General features: G+C 69.3%; 18 protein-coding genes and 1 pseudogene. 9 read left to right on the top strand and 10 right to left on the bottom strand.

Annotation, left to right across the window (positions count from 1 at the left end; all coding sequences use genetic code 11):
- The first annotated feature begins 22 nt into the window (after positions 1 to 22).
- The 4 genes from fis (at position 23) to purD (ending at position 4,492) form a co-directional block, all read left to right on the top strand.
- A complete protein-coding gene (gene fis / locus DX914_RS18290; protein ID WP_115861503.1) occupies positions 23 to 295 on the top strand; it encodes a DNA-binding transcriptional regulator Fis in 273 nt (90 codons plus the stop codon).
- A gap of 750 nt (positions 296 to 1,045) precedes the next feature.
- The gene (gene purH / locus DX914_RS18295; protein WP_115861505.1) at positions 1,046 to 2,620 is read left to right on the top strand and encodes a bifunctional phosphoribosylaminoimidazolecarboxamide formyltransferase/IMP cyclohydrolase; all 1,575 of its coding nucleotides are present in this window, start codon (positions 1,046 to 1,048) and stop codon (positions 2,618 to 2,620) included.
- A gap of 2 nt (positions 2,621 to 2,622) precedes the next feature.
- Positions 2,623 to 3,132, top strand: a complete 510-nt coding sequence (locus tag DX914_RS18300; RefSeq protein ID WP_115861507.1) for a GNAT family N-acetyltransferase — start codon at positions 2,623 to 2,625, stop codon at positions 3,130 to 3,132.
- Between the two features lie 67 nt (positions 3,133 to 3,199).
- Positions 3,200 to 4,492, top strand: a complete 1,293-nt coding sequence (gene purD / locus DX914_RS18305; RefSeq protein WP_115861509.1) for a phosphoribosylamine--glycine ligase — start codon at positions 3,200 to 3,202, stop codon at positions 4,490 to 4,492.
- 117 nt (positions 4,493 to 4,609) lie between these two features.
- Here the strand turns inward: purD and DX914_RS18310 are convergent, their stop codons facing one another.
- Positions 4,610 to 4,891, bottom strand: coding sequence for a hypothetical protein (locus DX914_RS18310; protein ID WP_115861511.1), 282 nt, complete (start codon positions 4,889 to 4,891; stop codon positions 4,610 to 4,612).
- Between the two features lie 304 nt (positions 4,892 to 5,195).
- Here DX914_RS18310 and DX914_RS18315 point away from each other — a divergent pair, with 304 nt between their 5' ends.
- From DX914_RS18315 to DX914_RS18330, 4 genes are all read left to right on the top strand, one after another.
- Positions 5,196 to 7,076 (top strand): MFS transporter, encoded by a 1,881-nt coding sequence (locus DX914_RS18315; protein ID WP_115861513.1) that lies wholly within the window; start codon positions 5,196 to 5,198, stop codon positions 7,074 to 7,076.
- A 157-nt stretch (positions 7,077 to 7,233) separates the two neighbouring features.
- Entirely contained in the window at positions 7,234 to 7,563 is a 330-nt protein-coding gene (locus tag DX914_RS18320; RefSeq protein WP_115861515.1) for a CD225/dispanin family protein, read from the top strand.
- Positions 7,564 to 7,663: 100 nt separating this feature from the next.
- Complete coding sequence (locus DX914_RS18325; RefSeq protein ID WP_231118327.1) at positions 7,664 to 7,993, top strand: DUF2752 domain-containing protein; 330 nt, start codon at positions 7,664 to 7,666, stop codon at positions 7,991 to 7,993.
- A 29-nt stretch (positions 7,994 to 8,022) separates the two neighbouring features.
- Positions 8,023 to 8,304 carry a CD225/dispanin family protein gene (locus DX914_RS18330; RefSeq protein ID WP_115861519.1) on the top strand — a complete coding sequence of 94 codons (282 nt, stop codon included), beginning with the start codon at positions 8,023 to 8,025 and terminating at the stop codon, positions 8,302 to 8,304.
- Between the two features lie 118 nt (positions 8,305 to 8,422).
- Here the strand turns inward: DX914_RS18330 and DX914_RS18335 are convergent, their stop codons facing one another.
- The 6 genes and pseudogenes from DX914_RS18335 to DX914_RS18360 all read right to left on the bottom strand — a co-directional run bounded on the left by DX914_RS18335 (position 8,423) and on the right by DX914_RS18360 (position 12,755).
- On the bottom strand, positions 8,423 to 9,319 hold the full coding sequence (locus tag DX914_RS18335) for a hypothetical protein (RefSeq protein WP_115861521.1): 897 nt from the start codon (positions 9,317 to 9,319) through the stop codon (positions 8,423 to 8,425).
- Between the two features lie 48 nt (positions 9,320 to 9,367).
- Positions 9,368 to 10,336, bottom strand: a complete 969-nt coding sequence (gene nudC / locus DX914_RS18340) for an NAD(+) diphosphatase (protein ID WP_115861523.1) — start codon at positions 10,334 to 10,336, stop codon at positions 9,368 to 9,370.
- On the bottom strand, positions 10,333 to 10,710 hold the full coding sequence (gene erpA / locus DX914_RS18345; RefSeq protein ID WP_115861525.1) for an iron-sulfur cluster insertion protein ErpA: 378 nt from the start codon (positions 10,708 to 10,710) through the stop codon (positions 10,333 to 10,335). The genes nudC and erpA overlap by 4 nt, the downstream gene beginning before the upstream one ends.
- A 78-nt stretch (positions 10,711 to 10,788) precedes the next feature.
- Entirely contained in the window at positions 10,789 to 11,538 is a 750-nt protein-coding gene (locus DX914_RS18350; protein WP_231118328.1) for a DUF6776 family protein, read from the bottom strand.
- 96 nt (positions 11,539 to 11,634) lie between these two features.
- Positions 11,635 to 12,003 (bottom strand): annotated as a pseudogene (locus tag DX914_RS18355) (bactofilin family protein); the annotation flags it as partial.
- Between the two features lie 17 nt (positions 12,004 to 12,020).
- Positions 12,021 to 12,755 carry a DUF6776 family protein gene (locus DX914_RS18360; RefSeq protein ID WP_115861529.1) on the bottom strand — a complete coding sequence of 245 codons (735 nt, stop codon included), beginning with the start codon at positions 12,753 to 12,755 and terminating at the stop codon, positions 12,021 to 12,023.
- Positions 12,756 to 12,821: 66 nt separating this feature from the next.
- Between DX914_RS18360 and DX914_RS18365 the strand changes: the two genes are divergently transcribed.
- Entirely contained in the window at positions 12,822 to 13,403 is a 582-nt protein-coding gene (locus DX914_RS18365; protein WP_115861531.1) for a DUF4126 domain-containing protein, read from the top strand.
- Positions 13,404 to 13,573: 170 nt separating this feature from the next.
- On the opposite strand, the gene bfr is transcribed toward DX914_RS18365, so the two are convergent.
- From bfr to DX914_RS18380, 3 genes are all read right to left on the bottom strand, one after another.
- Positions 13,574 to 14,044 (bottom strand): bacterioferritin, encoded by a 471-nt coding sequence (gene bfr / locus DX914_RS18370; RefSeq protein ID WP_115861533.1) that lies wholly within the window; start codon positions 14,042 to 14,044, stop codon positions 13,574 to 13,576.
- A 145-nt stretch (positions 14,045 to 14,189) separates the two neighbouring features.
- A complete protein-coding gene (locus tag DX914_RS18375; protein ID WP_115861535.1) occupies positions 14,190 to 14,393 on the bottom strand; it encodes a (2Fe-2S)-binding protein in 204 nt (67 codons plus the stop codon).
- Positions 14,394 to 14,460: 67 nt separating this feature from the next.
- Entirely contained in the window at positions 14,461 to 15,072 is a 612-nt protein-coding gene (locus DX914_RS18380) for an RNA pyrophosphohydrolase (RefSeq protein ID WP_115861537.1), read from the bottom strand.
- Positions 15,073 to 15,171 lie beyond the last annotated feature (99 nt).

Consider the following 15,171-nt stretch of genomic DNA (forward strand, 5'->3'; position numbering starts at 1 on the left):
GACACTGCCTCAGGGGACGCACTTGAACTCCGCATCCGATCGCAACGAAGCCACCCGCAGCGGCGCCCGCGTGCCGTTGCGCGATCACGTGGCGAGCTCGATCCGGCGTTACCTGGGCGACCTCAACGGCAGCGGCACCGAGAACCTCTACGAGATCGCGCTGCGCGAGCTGGAGATCCCGCTGTTCGCCGAAGTGCTGGAACATTGCGACGGCAACCAGAGCCGCGCGGCGGCGATGCTCGGCATCCATCGCGCCACCCTGCGCAAGAAGCTGCGCGAATACGGCCTCGAGTAATCCTCCCCGCTTTGGGGTAGGAGCGGCGTAAGCCGCGGCCGCGACCTTTCATCTGCGACGAATGCCGCGCTTGCCCCTGTAGGCGCTGCGCAAGCTGCGACCGCGAATCCGCAACTACGACGAACGCTGCGGTCTCTGCGGAATGTGCTTTCTGTAGGAGCGGCGTGAGCCGCGATCCGCTCCGAACTCGCGCAGGTGTTTGGGTGTGCTGGTTTAAGCAACAGCAACAGCTTCCGTCCGCAAGCGGCCGGGTCACTTTCTTTTGATAAGCGTCAAAAGAAAGTAACCAAAGAAAAGCGCTTCGCCAGAGCTCCCGTGCGAGATCGGAGTTTGCGCCGGGATTTTTCGATGGCACATCCTGTGCCAGCGAAAAACGGCGCACGTCCTGTGCGCCGCCCTCCGGGTCTTCTGTTGGGACGGCGACTTCGGTGCCCGAGCGAGGGTCGAGAGCATTCGCTTCGCTCACCCCCTCACCCTAACCCTCTCCCGCAAGCGGGAGAGGGGATGCATCCGACGCCTCTTGCTGCTTTAGCCCCTCTCCCGCATGCGGGAGAGGGGTTGGGGTGAGGGCACGCGGAGCCGCCATTCGCGACGAAAGTTCGCCCCTAGCGCCCACACCAACCTGCGCATAAAACGCCCGCGTACGGTCCACCACAGCGCCCAAAACCCGCCAAACCCGCAAAAAACCAAGGCTCCCACCACCCCCGCCCCGCTATAATTCCCCCGCCCTTCCGCTGCCCCAAACCCCGCATGACCTCCGATCGCCTGCCCGTCCGCCGGGCGCTGCTCTCCGTCTCCGACAAGAGCGGCCTGCTCGAACTCGCCCGCGCCCTGGCCGCGCACAACGTCGAACTGCTCTCCACCGGCGGCACCGCCAAGGCCCTGCGCGACGCCGGCCTGGCCGTGCGCGACGTGGCCGAGGTCACCGGTTTCCCGGAAATGATGGACGGCCGGGTCAAGACCCTGCACCCGCTGGTGCATGGCGGCCTGCTCGGCCGCGCCGGCATCGACGAAGCGGTGATGGCGCAGCACGGCATCGGCGCGATCGACCTGCTGGTGCTCAACCTGTATCCGTTCGAAAAAGTCTCGGCCAACCCCGACAGCTCGTTCGAGGACATCGTCGAAAACATCGACATCGGCGGCCCCGCCATGCTGCGTTCCGCGGCCAAGAACTTCGCCCGCGTCGCCGTCGCCACCGACCCGGCGCAGTACGCCGAGCTGATCGCCGAACTCGACGCCAACGCCGGCACGCTCGCCGCCAAGACCCGCTTCGCCCTGTCGGTGGCCGCGTTCAACCGCGTCGCCCAGTACGATGCCTGCATCGCCAACTATCTGTCCTCGCTCGACGCCGACGGCGCGCGCAGCCAGCAGTTCCCGTCGCAGCAGCACAGCAACTTCGTCAAGGTCATGGACCTGCGCTACGGCGAAAACCCGCACCAGCAGGGCGCGTTCTACCGCGACCTGTATCCGGTGCCGGGCACCCTGGCCACCTTCAGCCAGTTGCAGGGCAAGGAGCTGAGCTACAACAACCTGGCCGACGCCGACGCCGCCTGGGAGTGCGTGCGCCAGTTCGAGCGCCCCGCCTGCGTGATCGTCAAGCACGCCAACCCCTGCGGCGTGGCCGAGGGCGTGGCCTGCGGCGACGCTTATGAGCTGGCCTACGCCACCGATCCCACCTCGGCCTTCGGCGGCATCATCGCCTTCAACACCCAGCTCGACGCCGCCACCGCCAAGGCCATCCTCGACCGCCAGTTCGTCGAGGTGCTGATCGCTCCGGATTACGACGAAGCCGCGCTGGCCTACTGCGCCAAGAAGGCCAATGTGCGCGTGCTGCGCATTCCGCACGGCGACGGCCGCAACAACGTCGACGTCAAGCGCGTGGGCTCGGGCCTGCTGATGCAGAGCGCCGACATCCGCGAAGTCGGCCGCGACGAGCTCAAGGTGGTCAGCAAGCTGGCGCCCACCGACGCGCAGCTGAGCGACCTGCTGTTCGCCTGGCGCATCGCCAAGTTCGTCAAATCCAATGCCATCGTCTACGCCCGCGACCACCGCAGCATCGGCATCGGCGCGGGCCAGATGAGCCGCGTGGTCTCGGCCAAGATCGCCGCGCTCAAGGCCGAGGAAGCCGGCCTGGTTGTGCCCGGCTCGGTGATGGCCTCCGACGCCTTCTTCCCGTTCCGCGACGGCATCGACGCCGCCGCCGCCGCCGGCGTGCGCGCGGTGATCCAGCCGGGCGGCTCCATGCGCGACGCCGAAGTCATCGCCGCCGCCGACGAGCACGGCCTGGCGATGGTGTTCACCGGCGTGCGCCACTTCCGCCACTGAGCATGGCCGACCGCGGCGCGACCCTACGCGACGAACGCGCCGGCGACGCCGACGCGATCGGCCGTGTGGTCGCCGCGGCCTTCGCCGACCACCCGCACAGCCAGCAGACCGAACACCGCATCGTCGACGCCTTGCGCGCCGCCGATGCGATGACGCTGTCGCTGGTGGCCGAGCGCGACGGCCATATCGTCGCCCACGCCGCCTGGTCGCCGGTGCGCATCGACGGCGCCGACATCGGCTGGTACGGCCTGGGCCCGGTCGCGGTGGCGCCGGCCGTACAGGGCCGCGGCATCGGCCGCGCCCTGGTCGAGGCCGGACTCGCGCGCCTGCGCACGCTGGGCGCGCGCGGCTGCGTGGTCGCCGGCGACCCCGGCTATTACGGACGCTTCGGCTTCCGCGCCGATCCCGCGCTGCGCTACCCCGGCCTGCCACCCGAGTACTTCATGGCCCTGTCCTTCGACGGCTTCGTTAGCGGCACGGTCGCCTATCACCCCGCCTTCGACACGCCCTGACGTGCCGCTCGCGTAAAATTCGCATCCCCATCGGCGCGGCCCGCCGCGCGCTTTCGCAGGAGTAAGCATGAAAGTCCTGGTCATCGGTTCCGGCGGACGCGAGCACGCGCTGGCCTGGAAGCTGGCGCAATCCCCGCGCATCGCCGAGGTGCTGGTCGCGCCCGGCAACGCCGGCACCGCCACCGAGCCCGGCTGCCGCAACGTGGCCGTGGCCGCCACCGACATCGACGGCCTGCTGCAACTGGCCGCCGACGAAGGCGTGGCCGTGACCGTGGTCGGCCCCGAGGCGCCGCTGGTGGCTGGCGTGGTCGACCGCTTCCGCGCCGACGGCCGCCGCATCTTCGGCCCCACCGCCGCCGCCGCGCAACTGGAAGGCAGCAAGGCCTACGCCAAGGACTTCCTGGCCCGGCACCGGATTCCGACCGCGCACTACGCCGTGCACACCCACGTCGAAGAAGCGCTGGAATACGTGCGCGAGAAAGGCGCGCCCATCGTCATCAAGGCCGACGGCCTGGCCGCGGGCAAGGGCGTCATCGTCGCCATGACCCTGGCCGAAGCCGAAGCCGCGATCACCGACATGCTCGCCGACTACGCCTTCGGCGCCGCCGGCGCGCGCGTGGTCATCGAGGAATTCCTGGACGGCGAGGAAGCCAGCTTCATCTCCATGGTCGACGGCCGCACCGCCCTGCCCATGGCGACCTCGCAGGACCACAAGCGCGTGTTTGATGGCGACACCGGCCCCAACACCGGCGGCATGGGCGCCTACTCGCCCGCGCCCGTGGTCACGCCCGAGGTGCACGCGCGGGTCATGCGCGAAGTCGTCGAGCCCACCGTCCAGGGCATGATCGCCGACGGCATCCCGTTCACCGGCTTCCTCTACGCCGGCCTGATGATCGACCACAGCGGCGCGCCCAAGGTCATCGAATTCAACGTGCGCTTCGGCGACCCCGAAACCCAGCCGGTGATGCTGCGCCTGCAGTCCGACCTGCTCGACCTGGTCGAAGCCGCCATCGACGGCCGCCTGGACCAGGCCACGGCGCAGTGGGACCCGCGTCCCTCGCTGGGCGTGGTCATGGCCGCCGAGAACTACCCCGAAACGCCGCGTACCGGCGACCCGATCAGCTCCTGGGACGTGCCCGTACCGGAGGACAGCAAGGTCTTCCACGCCGGCACCAAACTCGTCGACGGCCAGGTGCTCACCGCCGGCGGCCGCGTGCTCTGCGTCTGCGCCCTGGGCGAGAGCGTCGCCGACGCCCAGCACCGCGCCTACGAAGCCGTGGCCGGCATCTCCTGGCACGGCGAATTCCACCGCCACGACATCGGCTGGCGCGCGATCGCGCGCGAACAACAAGCCGGCTGAGCGCCAGCGCAAAAACGAAACGGCCGGGGCGATCCCGGCCGTTTCGTTTCAGACTGTAGGAGCGGCGCAAGCCGCGACCACGACATCGCAGTCGCCGGCGCCGCTCTCCGCCAGCAACTAATGCACCGCCCCCGCCGCCTCCTCAGGCGCCGGCTGCAGCGACACCGCCACCTCTTCCAGCTCCGCGATCTCCTTATCCAGCGCCTCGTACAACTCGCCCTGGCGCGTCATCAATTCCTCGATCCGCTGCGCCTGCTTGAGCTTCTTCAGCTCGCCGTCGAACAACAGCCACTGCGCCGTCAGCTGCTCCACATAGTTCTTGGAGTAGTGGCGCATTTCCTTGAGCTGGTTCAACGTCGCATTCACGTGATCCAAAGGCGTCTTGGTATCGGCGGACATGGCAACCTCCTCTTCGCTAGTTCAGCCGCCAGGGTATCCAGGCCAAGCTGGCTGGACGCGAAACACAGCGCGCGCTCTTCACCCTGCCTAGACGACGCCGTGCGGTTCCGCGAACCGGCGTACAGAAGGGGCGCGGCCGGATCGCCGCCCCACCCGGTCTAGGCCCGCTAATCCGCCCAGGCTACTTTTCCGCTACCCCGCCGGCCCCGCTACTCCCGGACTAGGGGCTTTGCTAGGCTCGCCCGGCGAATCCTTCGCGCGAGCCGCACATCGACGTGCGGACCTGACCGGACCTGCAGGCCGCATGGCGCACAACCAGTTCGAGCTGCTCAAGCAACGGCGCTTCCTGCCGTTCTTCCTGACCCAGGCCCTGGGCGCGTTCAACGACAACGTCTACCGGCAGGCGATCATCGGCCTGTTGGGCTATATGAGCGTGAGTGCGGCCGACAAGACGCTGTACACCAACCTGGCGCCGGCGATCTTCATCCTGCCCTACTTCCTGTTCTCGGCCACCGCCGGCCAGATCGCCGAGAAGCTGGAGAAGTCCCGGCTGATCCGGATCACGACCACGATGGAAATCGTGATCATGTCGTTGGCGGCGATCGGCTTCTTCACCCACAACCTGATCGTGCTGTTGGCGGCGCTGTTCTGCACCGGCCTGCAATCGACGCTGTTCGGGCCGGTGAAGTACTCGATCCTGCCCTCGGTGCTCAAGCCCGAGGAACTGACCGGCGGCAACGGTTTGGTCGAGATGGGCACTTCGATCTCGATCCTGATCGGCATGATTTTCGGCGGCCTGATTTTCAAGATCGCCGGCGACCACGGCCCGACCGTGGCGGCGGTGACGATCATCGCCTTGGCCATCACCGGCAACTTGGTCAGCCGGGCGATTCCGCGTGCCGAGGCGGGCGCGCCAGAGTTGAAGATCAACTGGAACCCTATCCCCGAGTCGGTGGCCATCGTGCGCCTGGCGCGCAAGCAGGTCGCGGTACGCAACTCGATTTTGGGCGTGTCCTGGTTCTGGTTCGTGGGCACCGTACTGACCGGCAACATCCCCAACTACACCGAAATCCACCTCGGCATGGGCGATTGGTACGTGTTCCCGTTGGCGCTGTTTTCCATCGGCACCGGCGTGGGCTCGATGCTGTGCGAAAAGCTGTCGGCGCGCACCGTGGAAATCGGTCTGGTGCCGCTGGGCGCATTCGGCATCAGCGCCTTCCTGTTCGACCTGTACTTCGCCCGCACCGGCCTGCCGGCGGTCACCGGCCTGGACGTGGCCGGATTCATGCAGCAGCCGGGCAGCTGGCGCATCGTGATCGACTTGGTCGGCATCGGCCTGTTCACGGGCTTCTTCGTCGTCCCCCTGTTCGCCCTGATCCAAAGCCGCACGCCGAAGAACGAACTCTCGCGCGTGATCGCCGGCATGAACATCCAGAACGCGGCCTTCATCGTGCTGGCGGCGGTGCTGGGCCTGGTGGTGCAGCGCTTCTTCCACTGGACCATTCCGCAGGTGTTCCTGGCCCTGGCCGTGGCCAATGCGCTGGTGGCGATCTGGATCTTCACCCTGGTGCCCGAATTCCTGATGCGCTTCCTGAGCTGGGTGTTCGTGCGCACGCTGTACCGGCTGCGCGCGCAGGGCATGGAGCGGATTCCCGACGAGGGCCCGGCGCTGATCGTGTGCAACCACGTCAGCTACATGGACGCGCTGATCCTCAGCGCCAGCGTGCCGCGGCCGGTGCGTTTCGTCATGTACTACAAGATCTTCAACATTCCGGTGATGAGCTGGATCTTCCGCACCGCCAAGGCCATTCCGATCGCCGGCGCCAAGGAGAACCCGGAGGTGATGCGGCGCGCGTTCGAGGAGATCGAGGCCGCGCTGGCCGACGGCCAGCTGGTGGGCATCTTCCCCGAGGGCGCGCTGACCCGCGACGGCGAGATCGCCACCTTCAAGTCCGGCGTGGAGCACATCCTGGCCAAGAACCCGGTGCCGGTGATCCCGATGGCGCTGCGCGGCATGTGGAGCAGCATGTGGAGCCGCCGCGACTCGCGCCTGGGCCGCATGCGCGTGCCGCGCCGCTTCCGCGCCCATGTCGAGGTCATCGCGGGCGCGCCGGTAGCCGCGGCGGACGCCAGCGCCGAGCAGCTGGAGGCGCAGGTGCGGGCCCGGCGCGGCAGCGACGCGTGATCGTGGGGCGACGGTCGCCATGACGGCCACCGCCTGGGCGTAAAGCCCTGAAAACAGGGCCCGCGGGACTGACAGCCGTCGCGGGCCGCTGCTAGGATGCGCCCAGGGGCGTCGGCGGGAAGCCGGCGATCACAATAACGACTCAGAGGGGACACCCATGAACATGCCGCCGTCGGCCGCGCCCGCGCAGCCCATTCCCAACTACCTGGCCTGGTCGATCAGCATGACCGTGCTGGGCTTCTGTCTGTGCTGCATCATCGGTTGCGCGCCGGGCATCGTCGGCATCGTGTACGGCTCGCAGGTCAACAGCAAGGCCAACCAGGGCGACCTGGAAGGCGCGCGCAAAGCCTCCGAGAACGCCAAGATCTGGTGCTGGGTGGCCACCGCCGTGGTCGCGCTGGGCCTGCTGCTCAACATCGGCAGCTTCATGATGGGCGGCACCGCTCAGTACATGGAAATGATGCAGCAGATGCAGAACGCGCGCTGAGATGAGCGCGTTGCGTCAGCCCCGGTGGCGCGGATGGCATGCGGCGGCAGGCGCCGCCGCGGTCGCCGCAGCCGGGGCCGGCGTGTGGGTGTTGCGGCGCGTGGATCCCAACGCGCCCGACAGCCCGCTGCCGGGTTGTCTGTTCTATCACTTCACCGGCCTGTACTGCCCGGGCTGCGGGTCCACGCGTGCGCTGCACGGCCTGGTCCACGGCGACCTGGGCCAGTTCCTGGCGATGAACCCGCTGCTGGCGGTGGTGATGCCCGCGCTGCCGCTGCTGGTCCTGCACGGCATGGGCTACCGCCTGCCGCTGCCCAAGCGCGCCATCGACACCCTGCTCAGCGCCAAGTTCTGGTTGGGCCTGATGGGCGGTTACTGGGTGCTGCGCAACCTGCCGTGGTGGCCTTTCTCCTGGCTGGCGCCGGGCTGATCGCGCGCCGATCCGCAATCGAGTAATCCATGAACGCACCGCACGGCGAATACGTCCCCAATCACCTGGTCTGGGCGATCCTGACCACGCTGTTCTGCTGCCTGCCACTGGGCATCGTGTCCATCGTGTATGCCGCGCAGGTCGACGGCAAACGCGCCGCGGGCGACATCGTCGGCGCGCGCGCGGCCTCGCGCTCGGCCGGCAACTGGGCGCTGGCCTCGGCGCTGGCGGTGCCGGTGGCGCTGACCCTGTGGTTCCTGTTCTTCGGCGGGCTGGCGGTGATGGGCGCGATGTTGGAAGGGACGCGCTGAGTCGCCTTCTCAGCGCTCAATGAGCATGACGCTGAAGTCTCTGGATCCCGCTTCCGCGGGGATGACGAATCGGATTTACCGCCAGGTTTGGCCGCAATAATCCGCTAATCGCCCAAGCTCAACTCACGAAGCCCGCAATCACGAACAGCGCCAGCACCGCCAGCCACACCAGCAGGCTGCGCCAGACCAGGCTCATCGCATCGCGCAGTTCCGGCAGCTCCGAGGCCACCAGCGCGCTGCCGCCTTCCTCGGCGTATTCGGCGGCCTCTTCGGCCAGCTCGGTACGCACGCTCGCGCGTGCGACCGCGCCCAGGAAGCGGTTGTCCAGATTGAACGAGGCGCCGCCGGATTCGCGCCAGGCGCCGATCACGGTGTCGAAATTGCCGACCAGGGCCATGGCCAGGGTCAGCAGTTGCGCCACCGGCCATTCCAGGATCGCCAGCAGGGTGCGCGCGCCCGCGCCGGTCTCGCCGGGCACTTCGCGCGCGGCCTCGCCTTCCACCGCCAGCGCGGTCAGGCGGTACAGCACCGCGCCGAACGGGCCCAGCAGCAGGAACCAGAACAGCACGCCGAACCAGCGCCGCAGCGCGTTGCGGAACACCGCTTCCACCAGCGAGCCGCCGTCCAGCGACGGCGTCTCGCCTTCCGGCCACAGCCGCGCCGCGGCCTCGCGCCGCGACAGCGGGTCGCGCGCGGCGACGATCGCGTCCACGTCCAGGTCCAGATCGCGCGGCCCCCAGACGTAGAACAGCACCACCACGCCGAACACCAGCCCGGCCAGGCCGTACAGGGGTTCGTCCAGCGCCAGTTGGAACAGGCCCACCGCCAGCAGCGGCGGCAACAGGGCCAGGGCGATGCCCCAGCGGCCGCGCCACAGGCTGTCTTCGGGGAAACGCGAGCCCAGCCAGCGCAGCCAATCGGCGTACCAGGCGTAGTGCCGCACCGAGGCCGCCAGCGATTGCGCCAAGTGGCCCAGCACGAGCGCGACGACGGCGGCGATCAGCGTTTCTGACATTGCGGCGCGGCTCCCGGCGAATAACGTCTCAGCCGATTCTACCGTGGCTCAACGCGACGCACGCTCCTCGGCGGCCGCCAGCCAGCGGTCGATCAGCCAGCGCGAGATCGAGATGCTGGGCGACAGCAGCGGGCCTTCGTCGTCCTCGGCCGGCGGGCGCTCGCCGCGGCGCTGCGCCTGGCGCACCTCCTCGGCGGTGAACCAGCGCGCTTCCTCCAGCTCGTCGCCCACCTGCGGCTCGCCGGGCACGGCATCGGCGAAGAAACCCAGCATCAGCGCGCCCGGGAAGGGCCAGGGCTGCGAAGCCAGGTAACGGCAGCGCAGCACCTGCACGCCGGCCTCCTCGCGCACCTCGCGGGCCACGGTCTGCTCCAGCGATTCGCCGGGCTCGACGAAGCCGGCCAGCACCGAATAGCGGCGCGCCGGCCAACCGGTCTGGCGCCCGAGCAGCAGGCGCTCGCCGTCGCTGACGGCCACGATCACGGCAGGGTCGGTGCGCGGATAGTGTTCGGTCTCGCACTGCGTGCAGCGGCCTTGCCAGCCGCCGCGCGAGAACGCGACTTCGCCGCCGCACACGCCGCAATGGCGATTGCGGCTGCGCCAATGTTGCAACGCGCGCGCCTGGGCGAACACGCTGGCGTGCAGCGCCGGCCAATAGGCGGCGGCCGCGCGCAACTCGACCCGGCGCGGCGCTTCGAATGCGGTCAATGCGGCGTCCAGCGCGAACCAGGCGCCGCCGTCGGGCGCCAGGCCCAGGAACACGGCCGCGCCCACGCCGCCGGGGCCGGCGCTGAGCTCGGCACCGGTGGGCGCCAGCAGCGCGCGGTCCTCGTCGGCCAGGGCCTGGCCGGACTCGTCCAGCAGGATCACCCGCGCGGTGGACCACAGCGCGGTCAGCGCCTCGGGCTGGTCGCGCAGGTGGTCGGCACGGTCCAGCGCGGCGCGGCAAGCCGCGTCGCTACCGGCTTCGACGAAGGCGAACGGCGCGCGCTCGGTGGGGTCGGCGGGCTGGCTCACACCGCGAACGAGGAACCGCAGCCGCAGGTGGTCTTGGCGTTCGGATTGCGGATCACGAACTGCGCACCGTGCAGGCTCTCGGTGTAATCGACCACCGCGCCCATCAGGTACTGCAGGCTCAGCGGGTCCACCAGCAGGGTCACGCCGTCGGTCTGCACCGTCAGGTCGTCCTCGCCCTGTTGCTCGTCGAATTCGAAACCGTACTGGAAGCCCGAACAGCCGCCGCCCTGGATGTAGACGCGCAGCTTCAGCGCCGCATTGCCTTCTTCGGCGATCAGCTCGCGGACCTTGGCCGCGGCCGAGGCGGTGAATTCCAGCGGGCGCTCCAGCGACTGGTAGCCGGGCGCGGTGGGCAGAGCGGTGAGCGTTTCCATGCCATCAGGATGGGGCGCGCGGCGCGCGCATTCAAGCCGCGCCGGCCGAACGCTGCGGTCGGCCGCCGCAACGCCGGTTCATTCCACCGCGGCGGCGGCGCCGCTGTCGCGCGTGGCCTCGTCCCAGGTGAAGGACTGCTCCACCGCGGCGCCGCTTTGCGGGGTCAGCCGCACCGTGACCCGCACCGGGGTCAGGCCTGCGGGCAGGAACAGGTCGCCGTCGACCTGCTGGAAATACTTGAACGAATACGCCACGCCGGGCGCGTCGGCCTGCTGGCGCAGGTCGGACCAGTTCAGCTTCTGCAGCTTGCCGGCGCGGGTGCCTTCCACCGCCACGGTCAGGCGGCCGGCGCTGACCGCGCCGCGGTTGAGGTTCTGGGTCAGGGTGCTGGTGAAATGCCAGGCGCCGCCGGTCTGCGGCTGCACCCGCAGGGCGTGCACGGCCAGGCCGCGGCGCTGCGCGGTGGAGCCCACCAGGCGCTCGTAGAAGGCCACGTCGGCGCGCAGACCGGCGATCTCCTCGTCGCGCTCGGACAGGGTGCCCTGCAGGTCGCGGTTGGCCTCGCGGCTGATCTGGTCGGAGCGGGTCAGCGTGGTCACGCGCTGGCGCAGCTGCTCCAGCTCGGCCTGCTGGCTGCGCGCGTCGCGGACGGCGTCGGCCGAGGGCGGCGCCTCGGGCGCGACCGGCGACAGGCTGCGCCACAGGCCCCAGGCGCCGAAGCCGAGCACGGCGACCAGGGCCACGCCGGCGGCCGCGCGCCAGTGCGCCGGCGCGTTGCGCGGCGGGGGCGCGGAGCCGGGTTGGGGTTTGGGGGCGGTGTCGACCATGCCCCCATTAATAGGGCCCCGGCGGGGCCCGCGCAATGCGCTTCAGTCGGCCAGCGCGTGCGCGGTCACCGCCGCTTCAGCGGCGCCGCGGACTTCGCCAGCGGTGTCGGAGTGGATCAGGCGGCCGGTGAGCATGGAGCCGGCGATCATCTCGACCACCTTGTAATGCACGTTGCCCAGCACCCGCGCCTTGGCCGCCAGCTCCACGCGCTCGCCGGCATAGACGTCGCCGGTGAGCTCGCCGTTGATGACCACCACCGGCGCATGCACCTCGCCCTCGATGCTGCCGTTCTCGGCCAGGGTCAGCACCGCCGGCTGGCCCGGCTCGGCGATCACCTTGCCGACGATGCGGCCTTCGATATACAGACCGCCGCTGAACTGCAGGTCGCCGCGCATGACCACCTGCGGGCCGATCATGGTGTCGACCTGGCCGGGCGCGATCTGGGTGGGTTTGTTCTTGAACATGCTCAGGGTTCCGGGGCTCAGGTTTCCGAAGTGACGGTGGCGCCGCTGCGCCAGCCGAAGGTCTGGTCCACGCTCGCGTTCTCGCCGCGCAGGGAGACGCGCACGCGTTGCGGGGTGAAGCCGGCCGGCAGCATGACGCTGCCGTCGATCTGCTGGAAGTAGCGGAAGGAATAGTCCTGAGCCGGCACCGCGCTGCGCTGGTGCAGCTCGTCCCAGCCCACCGTGGTGAGCTTGCCGTTGCGCACGCCTTCCACCGCGAACTGCAGGCGGCCGGCGCTGATCGCGCCGCGGTTGAGGTTCTGGGTCAGCACGATGAGATAGCGCCAGGTGCCGCCGTTCTCGGGCGAGAACTGCGCCGAGTGCACGTTCAGGCCCTGGGCCTTGCCGGTGGAACCGACCAGGCGCTCGTAGAAGGCCACGTCGGCGCGCAGGTCGGCGATCTCTTCCTCGCGCTCGGCCAGCGCGCCCTGGATCTGCTTGTTGGCCACGCGGCTGATCTGGTCGGAGCGCTGCAAGGTGGCCTCGCGCTGCTCCAGCCGATCCAGGCGCGACTGGCGCTCGCGCAGCAGGGCGCGGGTGGCATCGAGCTCGGCGCTGAGCCGGGGCAGCTGCGGCGCCGCGCGCCAGGTCGCCCAGGCCCAGGCGCCGGCCAGGCTGGCCAGCCAGACGGCCGCCAACACGGCCGCGATCAGCGGCCGGCGGTCGGGCCGCTGCTGAACGATAACGAAGCGGGGCGGTGGTGCCTTGGCCATGCGACGGTGCGGCGGGGGCCGCAGGTGGTTCTATACTCGGCCGACAAGTCTAGCGGGGTTGTCGCCGTGTCCGATGCGCACCTGTTCGCAATTGGGGTAGTTCTCGCCTGGCTGGCGGGCATCCGGGTCTACCTGACGGTGTTCGGGGTCGGCCTGGCCGGCGCCCTGGGCTGGCTGGACCTGCCTCAGGCCCTGCAGGCCACCGAATCGCCCTGGGTCATCGGCGTCTCCGGCGCCCTGGCCGCCACCGAATTCTTCGCCGACAAGATCCCCGGCGTGGACTCGGGCTGGGACCTGCTGCACACCCTGCTGCGCGTGCCCGTGGGCGCCTTCCTGGCCGCGGCCACCCTGTCGCCCGACGGTCAGCTCGGCGCCGGCGCGCTGGCCACCGGCGCCGGCGTGGCCCTGGGCAGCCACCTGCTCAAGGCCGGCTCGCGCGTGCTGCTCAATACCTCGCCCGAACCGGTGACCAACTGGACCGCCTCGGTCGGCGAGGACGTGGCCGTGATCGGCACCCTGGCGCTGGTGTTCGCGCATCCGTGGCTGGCGCTGACCATCGTGGGCGTGATCACGCTGATGGTGGCGATGTTGCTGTGGTGGATTTGGCGGTTGCTGTTTCGTCGGGCGCCGAAGCCGAGTGTGGCGTAGGAAAGCGTTGCTTACGTCGTAAAGCGTCGGTTCGCGGTCGCGGCTCACGCCGCTCCTACCCCAAAGCGACAAGCACAAAAAAAAAGAAAGCCACCGGCGGGCCGGTGGCTTTCGTGTCTGGCTGGCAGCGGCGCATGCGCCGCGAGCTGGCTGGATAAGCGGGTCGCGACTCAGTCTTCGATCTTGGTCAGCAGATAGTTCTGCTCGCCCAGGCGATCGATCAGCGCCAGCTGGGTTTCGATCCAGTCGATGTGCTCTTCCTCGGAATCGAGGATGTCGGCGAACAGCTTGCGGCTGACGTAGTCGCCCACCGATTCGCAATGCTTGATCGCCTCGCGCAGCAGCGGCACCGCTTCCAGCTCCAGCGCCAGATCGCAGCTGAGCAGCTCGCGCGGGTTCTCGCCGATGCGCAGTTTGCCCAGCGCCTGGAAGTTCGGCAGGCCGTCCAGGAACAGGATGCGCTCGGACAGCTTGTCCGCGTGTTTCATCTCGTCGATGGACTCGTGGTACTCGTGCTCGGCGAGTTCCTTCAGGCCCCAGTTCTTCAGCATCTTGGCGTGCAGGAAGTACTGGTTGATCGCGGTCAGCTCGTTGTAGAGCGCCTTGTTGAGGAATTCGATGACTTTGGCGTCGCCCTTCATGGCGGTCTCCGGCCGTTGCGATGGCGGCACTCTAGACCTTTCGCGCGGACCATGACGGAACGCGAATCGAGTGCATTTCGCGCCGGGCGAAACGAGAAGGATTCAACGTGGAAGCGGCGGTCGCGCAGCGCGGCCGCGGGCGCGATCAGGCGGCTTGCGACAGCACCGGCAAGGGCAGCTCGCGCTGCGCGCGGGCGCGTTCGAGCAATTCGCTGGCCATGTCCAGGCAGCTGCCGCAGTTGGCGCCGGCACCGGTGCGCATGGTCAGCTCGGGCACGCTGCGGCACCCGGCCTCGGCGGCCTGGAGGATGTCGCGTTCGGTGACTCCGTTGCAGATGCAGACGTACACGGTGGCGTCGGTCGGGCTGAGCAGCCGGATGGCTGCGGGACCATTTCGCCAGGAATGAGAATGATTGTCAATTCGACGCAGGGTCGCCGCCGCCGCGGGCGTTCATCCCGGGTTGCCGCGCGCGCGGCCGCTGCCGGCAGCGGGCAGGCCAGGCCTCCGGGCTGCGCAGGTCCGGGCCGGGCGCCGGCACGGCCTGGGCGCCGGCGATGCGGCGCGCGAACGGGGCCAGGTGGCGCAGGGCGCTGGCGTAGACCCCGCGCTTGAACATCACCACGTGCTCCACCGGGTACCAGAAGTCCACCCAGCGCCAGTGGTCGAATTCGGGCTTATCGGTCAGGTCCAGGCGCAGGTCCGACTCCTCGCCCGTCAGGCGCAACAGGAACCAGACCTGCTTCTGGCCGATGCAGACCAGGCGGTCGTTGCGGCGGATCGCACGCTGGGGCAGGCGGTAACGCAGCCAGCCGGGGGTCGCCCCCAGCACTTCGACGTGCTGCGGCAGCAGCCCGGTTTCCTCGCGCAGCTCGCGGTACATGGCCTCGAGCGGCGTCTCGTCGGTGTTCATCCCGCCTTGCGGGAATTGCCAGCCGTCGCGATGCACGCGGCGGGCCCAGAACAAGCGGCCGTCGGGATGCATCAGCACGATGCCGACATTGGGCCTGTAGCCGTCCGGATCGATCACGATGCGGACTCCGAATTCACTGTGCCCGACTCTGCCACGGGCCCTGGCCGACCACAAGCCGGCCCGGGAGGATTGACGGCACCGGGCCCGGCATGAATA

Origin of the sequence: Lysobacter silvisoli (assembly GCF_003382365.1) — a bacterium.
Lineage (GTDB): Bacteria > Pseudomonadota > Gammaproteobacteria > Xanthomonadales > Xanthomonadaceae > Lysobacter > Lysobacter silvisoli.

Excerpts from the sequence above, each read along its gene's own strand:
- purD (WP_115861509.1), top strand. The coding sequence starts at position 3,200 with ATGAAAGTCCTGGTCATCGGTTCCGGCGGACGCGAGCACGCGCTGGCC.
- DX914_RS18360 (WP_115861529.1), bottom strand. The coding sequence starts at position 12,755 with ATGGCCAAGGCACCACCGCCCCGCTTCGTTATCGTTCAGCAGCGGCCC.
- DX914_RS18315 (WP_115861513.1), top strand. The coding sequence starts at position 5,196 with ATGGCGCACAACCAGTTCGAGCTGCTCAAGCAACGGCGCTTCCTGCCG.
- DX914_RS18320 (WP_115861515.1), top strand. The coding sequence starts at position 7,234 with ATGAACATGCCGCCGTCGGCCGCGCCCGCGCAGCCCATTCCCAACTAC.
- purH (WP_115861505.1), top strand. The coding sequence starts at position 1,046 with ATGACCTCCGATCGCCTGCCCGTCCGCCGGGCGCTGCTCTCCGTCTCC.
- DX914_RS18330 (WP_115861519.1), top strand. The coding sequence starts at position 8,023 with ATGAACGCACCGCACGGCGAATACGTCCCCAATCACCTGGTCTGGGCG.
- DX914_RS18335 (WP_115861521.1), bottom strand. The coding sequence starts at position 9,319 with ATGTCAGAAACGCTGATCGCCGCCGTCGTCGCGCTCGTGCTGGGCCAC.
- DX914_RS18350 (WP_231118328.1), bottom strand. The coding sequence starts at position 11,538 with ATGGTCGACACCGCCCCCAAACCCCAACCCGGCTCCGCGCCCCCGCCG.
- erpA (WP_115861525.1), bottom strand. The coding sequence starts at position 10,710 with ATGGAAACGCTCACCGCTCTGCCCACCGCGCCCGGCTACCAGTCGCTG.
- DX914_RS18310 (WP_115861511.1), bottom strand. The coding sequence starts at position 4,891 with ATGTCCGCCGATACCAAGACGCCTTTGGATCACGTGAATGCGACGTTG.
- bfr (WP_115861533.1), bottom strand. The coding sequence starts at position 14,044 with ATGAAGGGCGACGCCAAAGTCATCGAATTCCTCAACAAGGCGCTCTAC.
- DX914_RS18300 (WP_115861507.1), top strand. The coding sequence starts at position 2,623 with ATGGCCGACCGCGGCGCGACCCTACGCGACGAACGCGCCGGCGACGCC.